The organism is Streptomyces sp. NPDC055025, from assembly GCF_053608565.1.
The window spans coordinates 22,078-39,455 of sequence record NZ_JBSGVS010000007.1 but is presented as its reverse complement, the minus strand read 5'-3'; the positions used below and the strand labels follow the sequence as shown (position 1 = coordinate 39,455).

Genomic DNA, 17,378 nt, shown 5'->3' with positions numbered 1-17,378 from the left:
GGAGGTGGCGGTGCCGGAGATGGCGGTGCCGGAGGTGTCGGTGTCGATTGGGGTGGGGGCGATCGCGTGGGGACCGGCCGCTGTGCGGCCGATCGCGGTGTGGTCGGTCACTTTCCTCCCACGCCCATCAGCCCCTGTACCAGGGCACGACGGGCGAACAGGTAGACGAGCAGAACGGGCAGCGTGGACAGGACCACGGCCGCGAGCACGCTCGGGATGTCGATGCCGTACTGGGTCTGGAAGTTGTAGAGCCCGAGGGTGAGCACCTTGGTCTCCTCCGACTGGGTCAGTACGAGCGGGAAGAGGAAGCCGTTCCAGGCCTGGAGCGCGGAGAACACGACGATGGTCGCGAGGCCGCTCCTGGACAGCGGGACGACGAGCTGGAAGAAGACCCGCCGGGTGCTCGCCCCGTCGAGGGCCATGGCCTCGAAGAGATCGTCGGTGATGTCGCGCATCGTGCCGGTGAGGACGAGCGCGCAGACCGGCAGCGAGAACGCGGCGGTGGGCAGGATGACACCGATGAGGTTGTCGTACAGACCCACATTGCTGATGACATAGAACATCGGGACGATCACGGCCTGCGCCGGGATCGCGAGACCCAGCAGGAAGAGCCGGAAGACCCGCGAGGTGGCCCGGCCCCGGTTGCGTACGATCGCGAAGGCCAGCGGCGGTACGAGGAGCAGCACGATCCCCACGACGCTCGCCGTGACGACCATGGTGTTGAGGAAGTAGCGCCCGAAGCCGTTGGAGAAGTCCTCCACATAGTTGGTGAGGGAGAAGGCCTCGGGGAAGGAGAGCGGACCGCCCGCGCTGTACTGCACGCGGGACTGCACGCTCGCACCGAGCATGACGTACAGCGGCAGTGCCACCAGACACAGCCACAGCAGCACACCCAGCCCCGCCGCGTAGTTGGGACGGTGGCGCCGCGCGGAGGCGGTACGCCGTACGGTCATGGCGGGCCGCTTGGGCGCGGTACCCCGCGCGGGCTTCGCGGGCCGTGTGGGCGTGGTACGGCTCGTCGCGGACTGTCGGCTCATCACAGACCGTCCTTCGTGCCGGCCATCTTGTCGTAGCCCGAGATCCGCACCACGGCCAGCGAGATGAGCGTCGCGACGACGACCAGCAGCAGCGCGATGGCCGCGCCCGCTCCGAAGTCGAAGCCCTTGAAGGCCTTCTGGTACATGTAGTAGGCGGTGATGGCGGTGTCGGTGCCCGGTCCGCCCTGGGTCAGGATCAGCACGGTGTCGAAGGTGGTGAGACCGCCGACCACCATGAGGATCACCGAGGTGATGATGGAGTTGCGCAGCTGCGGCAGTGTGATGTGGAAGAACTGCCGTACGGTCCCGGCCCCGTCGATCGCCGCTGCCTGGTAGAGCACCTCGGGGATCGCCCGGGTCGCGCCCTGGTAGATCAGCGCGTGCAGCGGAGTGAACTGCCAGGCGCTCACCAGCACCAGCACACCGATGGCCCCGGTGCGCGAGCCCAGGAGATTGCCGTCCCCGAAGAGCCAGCGTGCCTCCGCCGGCACCCCGAAGTTGGGATCGAGCAGCGCCCGCCAGAGCACGGAGACCGCCGTGGCGGACAGCAGCAGCGGTACGAAGAAGACCGCGGACAGCACGGCCCTGTTGCGCTGGGGCCCGGCGGCCCAGACACCGAGCAGAATGCTCAGCGGGGTCTGGACCAGTACGCCGAGCCCGGTGAGCAGCACACTCAGCCAGAGGCTCTTGATCATCACCGGGTCGTCGAGCAGCGCGGTCCAGTTGTCGAGACCGGCGAACTCCGGCGGACCCAGCCCGCTCCAGCTCGTGAAGGAGAGTACGGCGACCAGCACCAGCGGCACGATCGCGAACAGCCCGAAGAACAGGACGGCGGGCAGGGTCCAGCCCAGACCGGGACGGGCGACCGAGCGACCGGGTGAGGTCTTCGTGTCGCCGTCCCTGTCCTTCTCTTGGTCCGCGCGGCCGGAACCGGGGCCGCGGCCGGAACCGGGGCCGGTGACAGCGGCGGTCATCTGGGGTGTCATCTCGGACGTCAGACGGTGGTCAGGGCCTGCATGGCCTTGATGAATCCGTCGGCGTCGAGCTGCCCGTTGAAGAACTGCTGGACGGCTTGCAGCAGGGGCGTGGCATTGGTCTGGAGATATGCCTGGTCCCACGAGAGCTGGAACGAGGGCGCCTTGTCGACCAGATCGAACTGGTACTTCAGGTACTCCGAGTTCTCCGCCGAGTCCAGGAACTTCGCGGTGTTCGTGGTGGTGGGCAGATTGCCGATGGCCAGCTGCGCCTTGACGAAGTCGTCGGAGTACATCAGCTTCAGGAACTTGGCTATGTCGTCGGCGTGTTCGGTCCGCTTCAGCACCGAGTAGAAGTTGTTGGTGTTGCCGACGACGGCGGCCGGGTCACCCTTGCCGCCCGCGACGGAGGGGAAGGCGCTGTAGCCCAGATCGTTCTTCGCGAAGTCGGGATTGGAGTCCTGGTGGGTGGAGAACTCCCAGGAACCCATCAGCTCGAAGCCCGCCTTGCCGCTCGCCAGCAGCGCGGGCGAGCCGCCGTCGGTGAACTTCACCGAGTCGTAGTTGGTGCCGAACGCGCCCGTGTCGACCAGCTCCTTGAGCATGCTCAGCGCCTTCCTGCTGTCGGCGCTCTCCCAGACGGCCTTGTCGCCGGAGAGGGCCTTCTGGAGCAGTCCGGGACCGGCGATACGGTCGTAGAGATACTCGAACCACATCAGCGTGGGCCACCGGTCGCCGCCGCCGAGCGCGATCGGTGTGACGTCCGCGGCCTTCAGCTTCTTCACCGCGTCGAGCAGCTCGTCCCAGGTCTCCGGCGGCTGTGCGACACCGGCGTCCGCGAGCACCTCGCGGTTGTGGAAGAGCAGTACGGGCTGGGTGCCGCGCATGGGGATGCCGTACGCCTTGCCGTCCACCTTGGCGGTGTCGTACACCGACGGCAGGAAGTTCGTCCTGAGCCCGTCCAGACCCTCGGGGCCCGTGCCCGGGTTCTTGGCGATCAGATCGTCGACGGGCAGCAGGAGATCCGCCTTGACGAAGGGCTGGATGCTGCCGCCGCCCCAGTTGAAGAAGACGTCCGGGGCCTGCGGGGTGCTGATGATGGTCTGGAGCTTCTGCTGGTAGTCGGCCCCGGGGACGGTGTCCAGGACCGCCTTCACCTTCGATGTCTTGTTGAACTCCGCGACGATCTGCTTCTCCACCTTGTTCGCGGCGTCCCCGTACACCAGGACGTGGAACTCCCCGGCGCCGTCGGTCGAGCCGCCGCTGCCGCCGCACGCGGCCAGGCTCAGGCTCAGGACGAGCGCCGCACCGCCGGCGACCGCTTTCGAGAATCTCACGCGTGACGTCCCTGCGCTTGTCTTCATCGATAGACCTCTCGATCTCTCGAAAGTATCGGCTACATTGCCGAAACTATTCTGCCGAGTGACCGTAGGACCCCGCCCCGAGGCGGTCAACAGTGCGGTCACGGCGCGACCAAACCGTTACCGGACGTCGGTACCCGCCGGTGCCTTATCCTTCGGTCCATGCGTGATGACAGGAGTGCAGGCCGGGTCACCCTGGCCCAGGTGGCTTCGCAAGCCGGGGTTTCGCTTTCGACAGTTTCGAAGGTCCTCAACGGGCGTCCCGATGTCGCGGCTCCGACCCGGGTGAAGGTCGAGGAGCTGCTGGAGGAGCACGGCTACCGGCGCTCCGCGCCCGGCGCCCCCGAGGCGCCGCTCATCGAGATCGTCTTCCACGAGCTGGACAGCACCTGGTCGATGGAGCTGATCAGGGGTGTCCAGAACGTCGCCAAGGAGACCGGGGTGAGTGTGGTGCTCACCGAGACCGGCACCCGCCACTCGCCGGGCGCCGACTGGGTCGAGGGCGTTCTGCGGCGGCGCCCGCTCGGGGTGGTCCTGGTCTTCTCCACGCTTCCGGACGACCTCAAGAAGAAGCTCTGGTCCCGGGCCATCCCGTTCGTCATCATCGACCCCGCCGGTGACCCGGAGCCCGATGTGCCCTCCGTGGGATCGGCCAACTGGGCGGGCGGGCTCGCCGCCACCCGTCATCTCACCGAGCTGGGCCATCGCAGGATCGCCGTCATCACCGGGCCCGAGGACATGATGTGCTCGCTCGCCCGTCTGGACGGCTTCCGTTCGGCGATGAGCATGGCCGGTCTCGATGTCGATCCGGCCCTGGTGCGCTTCGGCGACTTCCATGTCGAGTCGGGACGTACGCACGCGATGGACCTGCTCGGGACCGCCGACCGGCCGACCGCGGTCTTCGCGGGCAGCGACCTCCAGGCGCTGGGGGTGCTGGAGGCGGCCCGGGTGCTGGGGCTGCGCGTCCCGGCGGATCTGTCGGTGGTCGGATACGACGACATCCCGCTCGCCCAGTGGTCGAGCCCCGCGCTCACCACCGTGCATCAGCCGCTCGTGGCGATGGCCGAGGAGGCCTCACGGATGCTGCTGCGGCTGCGGAAGTCCGATCAGGCCGACGCCCGTATCGAGTTCGGCACCAAGCTGGTGGTACGGGACAGCACGGCGCGGCTGGGGGAGTGAGACCGCGGGCGCTTCGCCGTGGCAGCCATGGAGGGTCCGCCGTGGAGGGCGGGGCTGCCGTGGAGGGGGCGCCTGCCGTGGAGGGCGCGTCGCCGTAGGGGGCACACTGGGGGCATGTGCCGCAGTATCAAGACCCTCCGTCCGCCCGTGCTCCCCGAAGAGGCCACCGAGGAGGACATCCGGGCCGCCGCCCTCCAGTACGTACGCAAGGTGTCCGGCTTCCGCGCGCCCGCGGCGCACAACCGCGAGGTCTTCGACCGGGCCGTGGAGGAGATCGCCGAGGCGACCGCGAGACTGCTCGGGGACATCGAGGTACGGGGCGCGGGCGCGAGGGCGGGTGCAGGCGCGAGGGCGGGTGCGGACGCGGGTGCAGGCGCGGGTGCGAATCCCGGGGCGAACACACCCGTGCCGGCCGCGACGGCTCGTACCGCCTGAGACCGGTCCGTACGTCCGAGACCGGACCGTACGCCCGAGGCCGGACCGTATGACTGACACCGGTCCGTACGCCCGAGGACGGCTCGTACCGTCGCAGGCCGGACCGTCGTCCGGTTCGAGGTCAGCTGGCCGGAGCCGTGGCCGGGGCCGGCTCGGGGCGCCGGATGACGAACGCCGCCAGTGAGCCCGCCGCGAACAGCGCCAGGACGGACACGGCCGTGCCGACCCAACTGGCGCCCAGCCACTGGCCGCCGAAGTAGCCGAGGCCCGTGCTGTAACCGGTCCACGCCACGCCCGCCAGCGCCGACCAGGGCAGGAACTCCATCACCTTGCGGTGGGCCGCGCCCGCGCCGATGGAGACGATCGAGCGTCCCGCCGGGGCGAACCGCGCGATGACGACGAGGATTCCGCCGCCACGGCTGAGCGCGCCGCCAAGACGCTCCTGCGCGGAGGTCAGCCGGCGTGAGCGCGCGATGGCCCGGCCGAGCCGGCCGCCGCGTCTGGCCAGCCGGAAGGCGAAGAGATCGCCCAGTACGGAGGCGCCGGCCGCGCACACCATCAGGAGGAGCAGCGAGGGCACCTCGCGCGGTACATGGGCCACCTTGTCGGCCGCGTCGGCGACGGCGGTCGAACCGGCGCCCGCGGCGGCGGCCGTCGCGGCCGTGATCACGAGCACACCGCTGGGCAGCACCGGCAGGAACACGTCGAACAGTACGGAGACACCCACCACCGCGTAGATCCACGGGCTGCCGGTCAGCGACCCCAGACTCTCCAGCACCTTCTCGACTCTCCCCGCCCGGTCCTGTGACAGTGCCGCGGTCGCAGGGAAGCGGCAGGGGCGGCTGCCGCCGTACAGCGTACGCCTGTGCGGTACGGCGAGATCGCGCGGGGCGTGCGACGACGACGGCCGGACCTTGGTCAGGGGTCCGGACGCCGGCTTCGGGGTGCCATCGCATCGGTCGAACGGGACGAACAGGCCGAACGGGACGAACGGTTCGAACAGGTCGGACGGTTCGGACGGTTCGGACGGAGCAGGAAGAGCGGGCAGGCGGCCCAGGTCGGTGAAGAGCGGGCGGACCGGCCGGGTCGAGCGGGTGCGGCGGAGCCTGTGGATCAGGCGGCCACCGCCGTACGTCGTTCTCTCCCGGCCCCCTCGCTGTCGCCGTGGGAGCCGTGGGAGCCGCGGGAGGGGAACAGCCGGTCCAGCGAGAGCGCTCCTGGGCCGGTGAAGACGATCAGAAGGAACGCCCAGCAGAACATGGCGGCGGGCTCCCCGTTGTTCTGCATCGGGAAGAGCCCCTCGGGCTGGTGCACGTTGAAGTACGCGTACGCCATGGAGCCCGAGGACACCAGTGCCGCCACCCGGGTGCCGAGGCCCAGCAGCACCAGTACTCCGCCGGCGAGTTGGATGACGGCGGCGAACCAGCCGGGCCAGGCGCCCGCCTCGATGGTCTCCTTGCCGAAGAGGCCGAAGAGCGAGGCGGCTCCGTGACAGGCGAAGAGAAGCCCGACGACTATACGGAACAGCCCGATGGCATAGGGCTGAGCATGGTTCAGGCGTGTGTACATGGGGGGTCGTACTCCTTCGATCGATTGGTCTGGACCGATGAGAAGCTCCCCTCACGTTAGGCAGACCTAATCAATGCTTGCAAGTTCAACATTCCGCCGTGGATCATTTCGCGCCGCGCCCTCCGCGCCCCCGGTCGGCGGTGTGCGCAAGGTGGCACGTGCCACCGCGTCGGTGTCCGAGAGCATCACCGAGTCGACGCCCGGCCGCGCTCCCGCGGCGGTCACCCAGTGCACCCCTTCCGTGGGCACTCCGAGGGCGAACCTCCTGGGGTGGAATTCCCCCTGGCGGTCTATGAGGTGGTACGGACGGCGTGTTACATCCAGGCCGCCGGTTTCGTAACCACCGACGCGGTGCGGTCGGCACTGGCCCGTCTTCAGAAGCCGTGAGAGCAGGGGGTCGCAGCTGCGCCGGAGGTCCGGTTCCGGCAGCCGGGCCTCCACGAGCGTCGTGGCCAGGACGGCCGATCCCGGCACCTCGGGCGACTCGGCGACGAACGCGCCGTCCACGGTTCCGACGGTCGTCCGGGGCCCGATCACATCGAGCACCCCGGCCTCGACCAGCGCCGCCATCTCCTCGATACGGCGGCGCGGCGGACCGATGGAGAGGAACGCGTTCAACGGCGTGTACCAGCGGTCGAGATGGTCGCGCCGGGAGCTGCCGGTGAGCCCGGTGTGGTCGACGATCTGACGGATCTCGTTGCGCAGGTCGCGCAGCACGTCCAGGGCCGCCTTGGCCGGGCCGGTGAGATTGCCGAGCGCCGCCTCGGCCGCGTCCCGCCGCAGATGGGCCAGCAGCCAGGCGCGGTGATCCGCCGGATCGCGGAAGGTCTCCCCGTCGTACGGGCGCGAGATCCGGTCCCAGGACCAGCGGTCGGCCGGGGCGATCCCGGCCGTGTCCACGACGGCGGACTCCTGCGGGCTGCCGTGGGGCGTCGCGAGGAAGCGGTCGAGGAAGTCCTCGCGGGTGAGCGGCGGACGGCTGCGCGGCGTTGACGTTGACGTTGACGGGGGCCGGGCGGAGGTCCTGGACGCGGGCGGGGCTCCGAAGAGGGTGGTGGCGTAGAAGACCGCCTCCACCTCCTTGGCGACCAGCGGCCATATCTCGGCGCGGAAGTCCGGCGGATCGCCCTCGTCGGCGCGTTTGCGGAAGACCGCGATCACATCCGGCGTCAGCACGAGCGGCAGATGCCGTCCGGACGGCCCCTTCGCGTTGTCACCGCGCGCCTGGTACGGGACTCCGCGCCGCGAGCCCGCGTACAACTGCGGTTCGCGCCCGGACGGGTGGTATACGAGAACGCCGTCGGCCCCCCGGGCGAAAATGCCCCCGCGGCCGGCCGTCAGCAGCGCCATGTGGTCGAAGAAATTGAGGCCGAGGCCGCGCAGCAGAACCGGTTCGCCCGGAGCGACCCCCGAGAGATCGACATCCGCGGGGTTGGCGGGCGGCAGATAGCGGAGCCGGTGGCGCGCGGCGTACTGCGCGAGGGTCGCCTCGGTCTGGCCGGAAACCACCGGTAGATGGCCCTGTGCGAGAACGACCGCCGAGAGGCCGGAAAGCGTTGTGCCATTGTCCAGAGTGAGGGTCTGGGCGGGCCGTCGGGGGGCGGACGAACCAGGTGTACGGGATGAGCCGGGCGCCACGGGGGATGTGATCGCGCCATCCTCGGCGCTGTCGGCGCTGTCGGCTCCGTCGTCCAGCCGGATCGCACGGGCCCGGTGCACCTCGACCGTCACATTCTCCGGCGCGTTCTCCACCGTCGTACGGAACGCCCACTCCAGATAGCGGCCGTAGGCGGCGCGGCTCGGGTAGTCGTCGGGGCCGAGCCGCTCGTCGGGGCGGCCCGCGGCCCACTTGTACAGACTCGGGCCCGGCCGTATCGGGCCCTCGCACTCGACACTGTCGTCGGTGAACACGGTCACCTGCGAGGCCACGGTGTTCATCAGCAGTTCGGCCGACTGGTCGGTACGCCAGACAAGACCCGCGCCGGGTGGCGCGGGATCGATGAGATGGACGGTCAGGGTGACGTCCGGAGCCAGTTCGGGCACGGACGCACAGAGTCTTTCGAGGACCGAGGTGCCGCGGGGACCGGCGCCGACGACGGCGAGTGAGCGGGGCTGGGGCGGCCGTGCATCGGACAAAACTGTGACTCCCGGGGCATGTGGGGTACGGGAAGCGGATGGTCCGCATCATCATGCCGTTGCCGCACCGGCAGCCGAACCCTTGGGCCAAGGATCACGCCTTGTGTGAATGATCACGGACGCGCCGACGGGGCGGTCGGACGGCCCGGAGATGTCAGGGCGTCAGGGCCCGCTTCTCCACGGTCACCAACTCGGCTTCGCCGGAGCGGGCGTGGGCCCGGCCGAGCCACGGACCGGCGGAACGGCCCTGCGGGTCAGGGGCATGGGCCGGTGCCGAACCGGGGGCCGCCCGTCTTGCCGTGCGACTGACGGGATCGCTCGTAGATTTCCCGCGCTGCCGAGTTGGATCGATATGGCTCCAGAAGCGGGATGATTCTGGAAACCTGCTGGTCCACTCGGCCCGAGTGAATAGTGGGATACTCGTCCAGAACCTTTGCCCATGTTCCGCATGCGGCTTCAAGGTGTCCCATTCGCAATTGCCGTTCGGCCAGCATGGAGCTGAAGCGAATGGCGGATCGTCGGCTGTCGGTAGAATCGCGCAAGCGGAAATGTGTGTGCAGGTAATCTACGCTTCCGGGTATGTCACCGAGCTCGTAGCGCACTTGAGCAACGTGATACGCGAGAGTTGACGGGTTGTAGGATCCGAATGCAGGCGATCGGGACTCCGCCTTTTCGATGTTCACTTCGGCTTCACGCAGATACATGAGCGCGCGGGAGTTGTCGCCGACCTGTGCGCTGGCGTGAGCCTGTTGCCCCGCGAGGAAGGCTCTCATTCGCGGCCCCGCTTTGGGCGATGCCGCCGCTGCGGCATCCGCGAGGCGCATCGCTTCTCGCCCATGCCCGAGGTCGACGGCCTGAAAGCTCATCCCGCGAAGTGTTGTGCAGTATGTCAAATGATCCTCGGAAGCGCCCGCCAACTCAAGTGCCTTGAGGTAGTAGCGCTGGGCAAGGCCGTGAACTCCTTCATCCACTGCCATGTACCCGGTCAGATAGCAGAAGTCCGATGCGGCGGACATCATGGCTTTACGGACCGGTTCGGCCCCGTCTGCTCGAAGGTAGGGGGCGACCGTGTTGACCAGGAACGCGGCAGCCATGGGGCGTGCGTGACGCCCTCCGAATTGGTCGTCCAGGTCCGATACGCGCTCGGTCATGGCGATGACCATCTGGACGTCTTCCATGCCGATTTTTTGAATGCCGCCGGTTTGTGCGGCCTCCATGCGACCCACGACATCGGGCCAGTTGGGCACCGTGAGCGCGACGGAAAAGAGAGCAGAGCCTATGACGCTGCGGCGAGACGGGTCCATGTCCTGCCTTCCGAGATCGATGATCCCGTCAACAGTGCCCGATGCGCTTGGCACTTCCGGAGTGGCGAAGCCGGCATCCGCCGGCGCCACGGCGCGGCCCAGCCTCCGGGCGAGCGCTTCCAGGATCAATGGCCGGGCCGACTCGCGCGGCATCCCGCCGTTCAGCCACTGATGTACGGACGGGGGGCGGTACCGCACCGGGGTGCCCTGCACGGTCCCGATGCGGTTCACGGCCTGGGCGAACTGCCGCAGAGTCCAACCGGTCTCGCGGAACAGTCGTTCCAACCCGCTGTTCGGTTCGCTGGTGCTCACGGTTCGTTCAACTCCCCATGCACGGAGGCGCCAATCGCTTAACGCTCTTAACTCTCGTGCGCTTTCCAACGGTACCGCTCTGTGTAACCACGCGGTTGCCTAGTGCGAGCAACACCAACAGTGAGAGCCGTACAGGGAAAGGGCAGCCGATGGCGGACCGAGGGTTTCACCTGGGCAGCAGGACCGACGAGTTGGTCGCGCGAGTTGAGTCGGGCGACTCCTGGCACGCAACCATCAGGACGACAAGCCCGCTCCGGAGCCGACCGGCTGTCCGAAGCCTGCTGGAGCCGCAGACGCTCACACCGGCCGATCTGTCCATGGTGCTGCTTGTCACCGAGGAGCAGGCCGACCGCCCCATGCCCACGGTCACGGTCGCCGAGATTCCCGCCGTGGTCCGCGAGTGCGTCGCCCTCGGTATCCGGTCCGTGAAGCTGTTCGCCGAGTCCGCCGAGCGGGACGCGACCGGGGAAATCTCGCTCTCCCCCGATTCGCTCATGGTCCGTGCCATCCACGCGTGCAAGGACGCGGAACCGTCCCTCGCGGTCATGACGGAAACGTGCCTGTGCTCGTACACCACCGATGGGGTGTGCTACCTCACCGATCGGCACGGACAGCCGGATGTTCCTTCCACCGTGAAGGCGACAGCCGCGCAGGCACTCGCACACGCGGAAGCAGGAGCGGACATCGTCGGGCCCGCGTCCATGGTGCTCGGCACGGTCGGCGCCGTTCGCGGTCTGCTGGACGAGACCGGACACGCGGGAGTGTCCGTCATGCCACATGTGATCTTCTGGTCCAGCCTGTACGACGGATTCAGGCTCACGATGGGTGCGACCCCGAAAGCGGGACTCAACCGGGAGTTTCAGATCAACCCCGGGAAGGCCGACCAGTTCGTCGACACGGCATTACGGATGGAAGCCGCCGGGGCCGACATGATTCTGCTGGAGCCCGCACAGTTCACGGTCGATGTGCTCGCCACGCTCCGCACGAGCACCCGCGTTCCACTCTTTCCCTTCTCCGTGTCGGGCGAATACACCGCGCTGACCCGAGCGGACTCCGCGACCGGGCTGCGGGACGTACGCCTGTTGATCGAGCTGTTCACCATGTTGAAACGAGCGGGGGCGAGCGCGAGCGTCACTTATGCCGCGCTCGATATCGCCCGACAGCTCACCTAGGGCCTTTCGTTTGGATCTTGCGATCCACGGCACCAACGACGACATCAGCCGCTCCTGCGGCGGGCGCTCCCTGATCCAGCCAGATCCAAACGAAAGACCCTAGCCGCGAGAACACCCCGCACCGCGTCAAGGATCGAATGCGCGCCCTGGTCGATGAGTTCTGTGGCCAGGGCCGCGCCGAGTTCTTCCGGCTTGGTGGGCGGTCCGGTCAGCGCCCTGGAAATCTGCTGGGTGCCATCCAGTGACGTTACCTGGCCGGAGAGTCTGAGATTTCCGTCCGGCAGAGTCTCTGCGTACGCGCCCACCGGCACACTGCATCCCCCGTGCAGGTCGGCCAGTAGCGCGCGTTCCGCCCGTACCTGGGCATCGACGGTCATGTCTCCGACCGTGGACAGAACTTCGCGGATGGACGCGTTGTCTTCGCGGACCTGAATACCCAGTGCTCCCTGACCAGGACTCGGCGGGAAAAGGTCGAGCGGCAGCACTTCCCCGATCGCATCGTCCAGACCGAGTCGGCGAAGCCCTGCTACCGCGAGGACCACCGCGTCAAGACCTTCCGTCTCGATCTTCTTGAGGCGAGGCGGCACATTTCCCCGGATCGGGACAATGTCGAGGTCGGGGCGGACCGCGAGGAGCTGTGCAATGCGCCGGGGGGCACCGGTCCCGACTCTCGCCCCCTTCCGCAGGCCGGTGAGGGTCGAGCCGCACAGCGCGTCGCGCACGTCCTCACGTCCCGGCGGGGCCAGCAGTACAAGGCCCGGAGGGTTCGCCGTGGGAAGGTCTTTGAGTGAATGGACAATCACGTCCACATCACCCCGTGCCAATGCTGCTTCCTGCTCGGTGCTGAAAGCCGACCCACCGCTGACAGCGGACACGCGAGACAGGAGCGACTTACGGTCCTTGTCGCCCCCTTCCAGGATCACGCGGTGCGTGAAAACGGCGTCCGGAAATCGTTCACGCAGGGGACGCAGATATTCGCGCACCTGAGCCTTGGCGAGATTGCTCGCGCGCGAACCGACGAGGTACTGAACCACGGTGACCGACCAACTCTCCAAGCCTGACGGGTTGTCACCAGATTACGGTCCGGCACAGCGTGCATATACAGACATGGGGTCGGCATAGGCATGATCGCCATTACTCTCACGGCGGGTCCTGCCCGCCAGGGGTCAGCCTGTCAGGGATCGTTTCTCCACGGTCACCAGCTCGGCTTCGCCGGAGCGGGCGTGGGCCTGGTCCAGGCGTAGATCGGCGGAGCGGCCCTGGAGGGTGAGGGTCATGAGCTGGTTGCCGAACCAGGGGCCGCCCGTTCTGCGCCAGTCGACTTCCGGGAGGCGGATCCGGCCGTGCCGGATCAGGGCGTGGCCGAGGCGGCGGGCGCCTCGGCTCCAGCCCAGGCGGAAGCCGAGTTTTATCCAGCCGGGTACGGAGTTGTGCACCGGGGAGCAGGTGAGCTGGAGGACCCGTGCGTCCGGGGCGTCGCCGGCCGGCCAGGTGGGCTCGGCGATATACGCGTGGTGCACATCGCCCGAGAGCACGGACACCGTCGCCGGGGCGTCCGGCCCGCTGCCGGCCTCCGCGATCAGCGCGGCCAGTGCGTCGAACGAGTCGGGGAAGGCGGCCCAGTGCTCCAGATCGGCCGCGCGCCGCAGCTTCTCCCCGAACCGGGCCCAGCGCGGGCCGCGTTCGCCCCGGCAGAGCGCGGAGTCCCAGGACTCCACGTCGTGGATGAAGGGCGGGAGCAGCCAGGGGAGGGAGGTGCCGATCAGGAGATGGTCGTACGGGCCCCGGCCGGAGGGCCGTTCGTCCGGCCGGTCCGCGGGCTGCCGCGGGGGCCGTTCGCCCGGCTGGTCCGCCTGCTGCCCTGGGGTGTCGCGGCCCGCCATCACCTGCTCGCGCAGCCACCGCTCCTCGCTCTCGTCGAGCATCGAGCGTTTCGACTCCTCCAGCACCCGGGCGCCACGGGAGTCGACCATCAGCAGCCGGGTACGGCCGAAGTCGCGCCGGTAACTCCAGCGCACACAGGCCGGATCGCGGTCGGCCTCCGTGGCGAACTTCCTGAGCAGGTCCGTCCCGTCGGGTTCCGCCCGTACGGCCGCGTACAGTTCGTCCGCCGCCAGCTCCTCGGGGGTGAGATTGCCGAGGTGCTGATAGACCCAGTACGACATCAGCCCGCTGAGCACCCGCTCCTGCCACCAGGGCTGTGTCCGTATGTCGGCCAGCCAGGCGGCGCTGGTGTTCCAGTCGTCGATGAGATCGTGGTCGTCGAAGATCATGCAGCTCGGCACGGTGGAGAGCAGCCACCGCACGTCCGGGTCGCCCCAGGACTCGTCGTACAGATAGGTGTACTCCTCGTAGTCCGCGACCTGGTCGCCCGGCGGCTCCGCCGGATCGCGCCGCCGCGCCAGCCGGGCCCGGGTCGGTTCCGACGTCTCGTCCGCGTACACCTGGTCGCCGAGGAGCAGCAGTACGTCGGGCCGTACGGCGTCGGGGTCGCCCGCCAGCCGCTTGGCGAGGGTGTCGAGCGCGTCGGGGCCGACCGGGTCGGGCTCACCGTGCGCGGGCGCGGCCCACCGGCAGGATCCGAACGAGACATGCAGCGCGGTCCCGTCACCTGTGGTCCCGTCACCTGTGGTCCCGGCGCCACCGGTGCCGGGGGAGTCGCCGGGGACCGCGGGGCTGCGGATCGTGCTCGGCGGGAGGGCGGAGTCCTCCGGGGGCCAGACCCGGCGGCCGTCGAGCAGTACGTCGTACGCGGTGGTGGTGCCGGGTGTCAGACCGGTCACCGGAACGACCGCGTAGTGGTGCCCGGCGACATGGAACGTGCGCGACATGCCGTACGCGCCGTCCGCGCACCGGACCTCCGCCGCGGCGGGCCGGTCGGCCTCGACCCATACGCTCGCCGTGCCGCCGCCGCCGAAGTCGACGTACCGCAGCAGTGGCCCCAGGCGCAGTCCGGTCATGGTTGCCCTCCTCCGTCGCACCGTAGGGTACGGAACGACGGAGGAAGGCGGGGAGGCGGTCCCGGCGGGTGTGGGGGGTCCCGCGGGAGCGGGCCGGGGCCGGGACGCCGTGACCGGGTGGTGGCGGGCGGGACGCCGTGACCGGTTGGTGGTGGCCCGGTGTCAGCAGCCGTTCAGGACGCTCTGGAGCGCGCTCTTCTCGGCGGAGTCGACGGTGAGGTTGTAGTAGTACTTCACCTGGACCCAGGCGCGGACGTACGTGCAGCGGTACGCGGTGCGCGGCGGGAGCCACTCGGCCGGGTCGCGGTCGCTCTTCGACTGGTTCACGTTGTCGGTCACGGCGATGAGCTGCGGACGGGTCAGATCGTTCGCGAAGGACTGGCGCTGCGAGGTGGACCAGCCGCTCGCGCCCGACGTCCAGGCCTCGGCGAGCGGCACCATGTGGTCGATGTCCACGTCGGACGCGGCGCTCCAGGTGGCGCCGTCGTACTGGGAGTACCAACTTCCGCTGGTGGCCGCGCAGCTGGAGTTCTGCACGACGCTCGTGCCGTCGCGCTTGAGCACGGTCTCACGGGTGTCGCAGGAGCCGGACTGGGTGATCCAGTGCGGGAACAGGTCACGGCTGTAACCGCTGGTGGAGCCCTCCGCCCGCACGGTGAGCTGGCCGAGGTACGAGCGGGCGGTGGCCGCGCTGACCGGAGTGGGCATGGCCGCCTGCGCCGAGGGGGCGGTGAGCAGGGTCGTGGCGGTGGCGAGGGCCGCGGAGGCGGCGAGAACGGCGATACGGGGCATTCGACGCGCGTAGATACCTGACATGCGAACTCCCTTGGGGTGGGGGGAATCTGACCGGACCGTGCGGGGGTGGGACGTTCGGACCGGGCCTCGCTGGACCGTCGGTCCGGCCGCCATCGTGGCTGTGGCTGGTTTCCGTGGGGTGGGCGCCAGGTAACAGGGTGGCGACATGAGCACGTCACATCAAGAGGGTAAGGGCGCCGGGTAGTTCCTGGCGGGTGGGCAACTGGGCTCAATCGGGGCAAAGTTGGCGCGGTCGGGGTGGCGAGGCGCGCGGGGGCGCGGGGGCGCGGCCCGCCGCGCGGGGCCGACGGGGGTCTGTCCGGAGTTGACGGGGTCTGTCTGTGGCGTCCCGGAGCCGGCAGGGACTGTCCGGAGCTCGGCTCATGGGCCCCGCCCTTGCCGCCGACGGGTCCGCCCCGACCGGCCGACGGCCCGCCCGTAACCCGTCGGCCGGCCGGTCGCTCCGTCGCGGGCGCCGGCCCGCCCCCCTGGCTGGACGGCGCCGCTTTCGAAAGAGGGCCCAGGGTCTTTCGTCCGGGTCTGCCAGGGCACGCGAGCCCGGCAAGATCCAGACGAGAGGCCCTAGGGTGGGGGCGTGCTGCTGCGGGTCGATGTCACGTTCTGGGTCGTCCTCGGGCTGCTGCTGGTCGTCGCCGTGGCCGTGGCCGCGCTGGCCCGGCTCGGGCGGGCCCGTGAGATCGCCTTCGCCGGGGTGCGGGCCGCCGCTCAACTCGGCGCGGTCTCACTGCTGATCGGGTGGGTGGTCGGAGCCGTCGCGCCGCTGCTCGGCTTCGTGGTGCTGATGTACGCCGTCGCCGTACGGACCGCGGGCCGGCGGGTCACCCAGAACCGGACCTGGTGGTGGGCCGCCGTGCCGATCGGGGTGGCGGTGGCGCCCGTCATGGCCCTGCTGCTGCTCACCGGAGTCGTACCGCACCGGGGCATCGCGGTGGTCCCCGTCGTCGGAATCCTCATCGGTGGCGCGCTCACCGCGACGGTGCTGGGCGGCCGGCGGGCGCTCGACGAACTGCACGCGCGGCGGGGCGAGGTCGAGGCGGGACTCGCGCTCGGGCTGCCCGACCGGGACGCCCGGATGGAGGTGGCCAGGGCCGTGGCGTCGGACGCGCTGCTGCCGGGGCTCGATCAGACGAGAACGGTGGGGCTGGTCACGCTGCCGGGCGCGTTCGTGGGGATGCTGCTGGGCGGCGCGTCGCCGGTGCAGGCGGGGGCGGTGCAGCTCTTCGTACTGGTGGCGCTGCTGGCGGTGCAGGCCGTGGCGGTGAGTACGGTGCTCGAACTGGTCGCGCGCGGCCGGCTCCACCGGGACGTCTGACCCGGGCGGTCGGCCCTCACCTGCCCGCGGGACCCGGGCCCGTGCCTTCCGCCGCGCCGCGCCCTCGCCCTACGCCGTCGCGTGCAGCCGGATCTCGCCCGTCGGCAGTGCCTCCACGCGCAGTCCGGTCAGGTCCTGGACATGGATGTCCGGGGACATCGCCGCGGCCCGGGGTCCCACGCCCACCACCCGCATGCCCGCCTCCCGGGCCGCCGTGATGCCCGCCTCCGAGTCCTCCAGCGCCACGCAGTCCTCCGGCGCGAAGCCCAGCCGGGCCGCGCCCAGCAGGAAGCCCTCCGGGTGCGGCTTGCTCGCCTCGACGCTCTCGGCCGTGACCCGGGTCCCCGGCATGGGAAGGGCCGCCGCCGTCATCCGTGCCTCGGCCAGGGCCGTGTCCGCCGAGGTGACCAGGGCGTGCGGCAGCGCCGCGATGGCCGCCATGAAGGCGGGGGCGCCGGGGATCGGGACGACGCCCTCCGTGTCCGCCGTCTCCTCGGCCAGCATCCTGCGGTTGTCGGCGAGGTTCAGCTCCATGGGCCGGTCCGGGAGCAGCACCGCCATCGTGGCGTACCCCTGGCGGCCGTGGACGACCTTGAGCACCTCTTCCGGGTCCAGCTCCTGCGCGACCGCCCAGCGCCGCCAGCAGCGTTCCACGGCGGCGTCGGAGTTGACGAGGGTGCCGTCCATGTCGAGCAGGAGGGCACGGGTGGTCAGGACGGACGTGGACGTGGATGTCGTGGTGGCAGCGGTGGCCGTCATCGGCGGACTCCAGAGCGCGGGAGCGGGGGTTGCGGGGCCGGGCGGACAGAAG

The 17,378-nt window shown here is 69.7% G+C and carries 14 protein-coding genes and 1 pseudogene; 4 read left to right on the top strand and 11 right to left on the bottom strand.

Annotation, left to right across the window (positions count from 1 at the left end; genetic code table 11):
- Positions 1-107 precede the first annotated feature (107 nt).
- The 3 genes from ACWGDX_RS06600 to ACWGDX_RS06590 form a co-directional block, all read right to left on the bottom strand.
- On the bottom strand, positions 108-953 hold the full coding sequence (locus ACWGDX_RS06600; protein ID WP_453623032.1) for a carbohydrate ABC transporter permease: 846 nt from the start codon (positions 951-953) through the stop codon (positions 108-110).
- Between the two features lie 83 nt (positions 954-1,036).
- Positions 1,037-2,011 carry a carbohydrate ABC transporter permease gene (locus ACWGDX_RS06595; protein WP_453622868.1) on the bottom strand — a complete coding sequence of 325 codons (975 nt, stop codon included), beginning with the start codon at positions 2,009-2,011 and terminating at the stop codon, positions 1,037-1,039.
- Positions 2,012-2,031: 20 nt separating this feature from the next.
- Positions 2,032-3,375, bottom strand: a complete 1,344-nt coding sequence (locus ACWGDX_RS06590) for an ABC transporter substrate-binding protein (protein WP_453622866.1) — start codon at positions 3,373-3,375, stop codon at positions 2,032-2,034.
- A 159-nt stretch (positions 3,376-3,534) separates the two neighbouring features.
- On the opposite strand from ACWGDX_RS06590, the gene ACWGDX_RS06585 reads away from it, so the two are divergent.
- Both ACWGDX_RS06585 and ACWGDX_RS06580 read left to right on the top strand, forming a co-directional pair.
- Positions 3,535-4,551 carry a LacI family DNA-binding transcriptional regulator gene (locus ACWGDX_RS06585; RefSeq protein WP_365904624.1) on the top strand — a complete coding sequence of 339 codons (1,017 nt, stop codon included), beginning with the start codon at positions 3,535-3,537 and terminating at the stop codon, positions 4,549-4,551.
- 114 nt (positions 4,552-4,665) lie between these two features.
- Positions 4,666-4,884 (top strand): annotated as a pseudogene (locus tag ACWGDX_RS06580) (DUF2277 domain-containing protein); the annotation flags it as partial.
- 223 nt (positions 4,885-5,107) lie between these two features.
- On the opposite strand, the gene ACWGDX_RS06575 reads toward ACWGDX_RS06580, so the two are convergent.
- The 4 genes from ACWGDX_RS06575 to ACWGDX_RS06560 form a co-directional block, all read right to left on the bottom strand.
- Entirely contained in the window at positions 5,108-5,764 is a 657-nt protein-coding gene (locus tag ACWGDX_RS06575) for a DedA family protein (RefSeq protein ID WP_453622864.1), read from the bottom strand.
- Positions 5,765-6,099: 335 nt separating this feature from the next.
- Positions 6,100-6,555 (bottom strand): DoxX family protein, encoded by a 456-nt coding sequence (locus ACWGDX_RS06570; RefSeq protein WP_453622862.1) that lies wholly within the window; start codon positions 6,553-6,555, stop codon positions 6,100-6,102.
- 66 nt (positions 6,556-6,621) lie between these two features.
- Positions 6,622-8,691: an FAD/NAD(P)-binding protein gene (locus ACWGDX_RS06565; RefSeq protein WP_453622860.1), complete on the bottom strand. Its 2,070-nt coding sequence runs from the start codon at positions 8,689-8,691 to the stop codon at positions 6,622-6,624.
- A 254-nt stretch (positions 8,692-8,945) separates the two neighbouring features.
- On the bottom strand, positions 8,946-10,307 hold the full coding sequence (locus tag ACWGDX_RS06560) for a tetratricopeptide repeat protein (RefSeq protein ID WP_453622858.1): 1,362 nt from the start codon (positions 10,305-10,307) through the stop codon (positions 8,946-8,948).
- A gap of 149 nt (positions 10,308-10,456) precedes the next feature.
- Here ACWGDX_RS06560 and ACWGDX_RS06555 point away from each other — a divergent pair, with 149 nt between their 5' ends.
- Positions 10,457-11,479: a hypothetical protein gene (locus tag ACWGDX_RS06555; protein WP_453622856.1), complete on the top strand. Its 1,023-nt coding sequence runs from the start codon at positions 10,457-10,459 to the stop codon at positions 11,477-11,479.
- Between the two features lie 44 nt (positions 11,480-11,523).
- Here ACWGDX_RS06555 and hemC read toward each other — a convergent pair whose 3' ends face one another.
- The 3 genes from hemC to ACWGDX_RS06540 all read right to left on the bottom strand — a co-directional run bounded on the left by hemC (position 11,524) and on the right by ACWGDX_RS06540 (position 15,255).
- The gene (hemC, locus tag ACWGDX_RS06550; RefSeq protein ID WP_453622854.1) at positions 11,524-12,513 is read right to left on the bottom strand and encodes a hydroxymethylbilane synthase; all 990 of its coding nucleotides are present in this window, start codon (positions 12,511-12,513) and stop codon (positions 11,524-11,526) included.
- 132 nt (positions 12,514-12,645) lie between these two features.
- Complete coding sequence (locus tag ACWGDX_RS06545) at positions 12,646-14,439, bottom strand: alkaline phosphatase D family protein (RefSeq protein ID WP_453622852.1); 1,794 nt, start codon at positions 14,437-14,439, stop codon at positions 12,646-12,648.
- A gap of 162 nt (positions 14,440-14,601) precedes the next feature.
- Complete coding sequence (locus ACWGDX_RS06540) at positions 14,602-15,255, bottom strand: HNH endonuclease family protein (RefSeq protein WP_363079502.1); 654 nt, start codon at positions 15,253-15,255, stop codon at positions 14,602-14,604.
- A 574-nt stretch (positions 15,256-15,829) separates the two neighbouring features.
- Here ACWGDX_RS06540 and ACWGDX_RS06535 point away from each other — a divergent pair.
- Positions 15,830-16,567: an ABC transporter permease gene (locus ACWGDX_RS06535; RefSeq protein ID WP_453622850.1), complete on the top strand. Its 738-nt coding sequence runs from the start codon at positions 15,830-15,832 to the stop codon at positions 16,565-16,567.
- Between the two features lie 69 nt (positions 16,568-16,636).
- Here ACWGDX_RS06535 and ACWGDX_RS06530 read toward each other — a convergent pair whose 3' ends face one another.
- Positions 16,637-17,326 (bottom strand): HAD-IA family hydrolase, encoded by a 690-nt coding sequence (locus ACWGDX_RS06530; protein WP_453622848.1) that lies wholly within the window; start codon positions 17,324-17,326, stop codon positions 16,637-16,639.
- Positions 17,327-17,378: the final 52 nt, after the last annotated feature.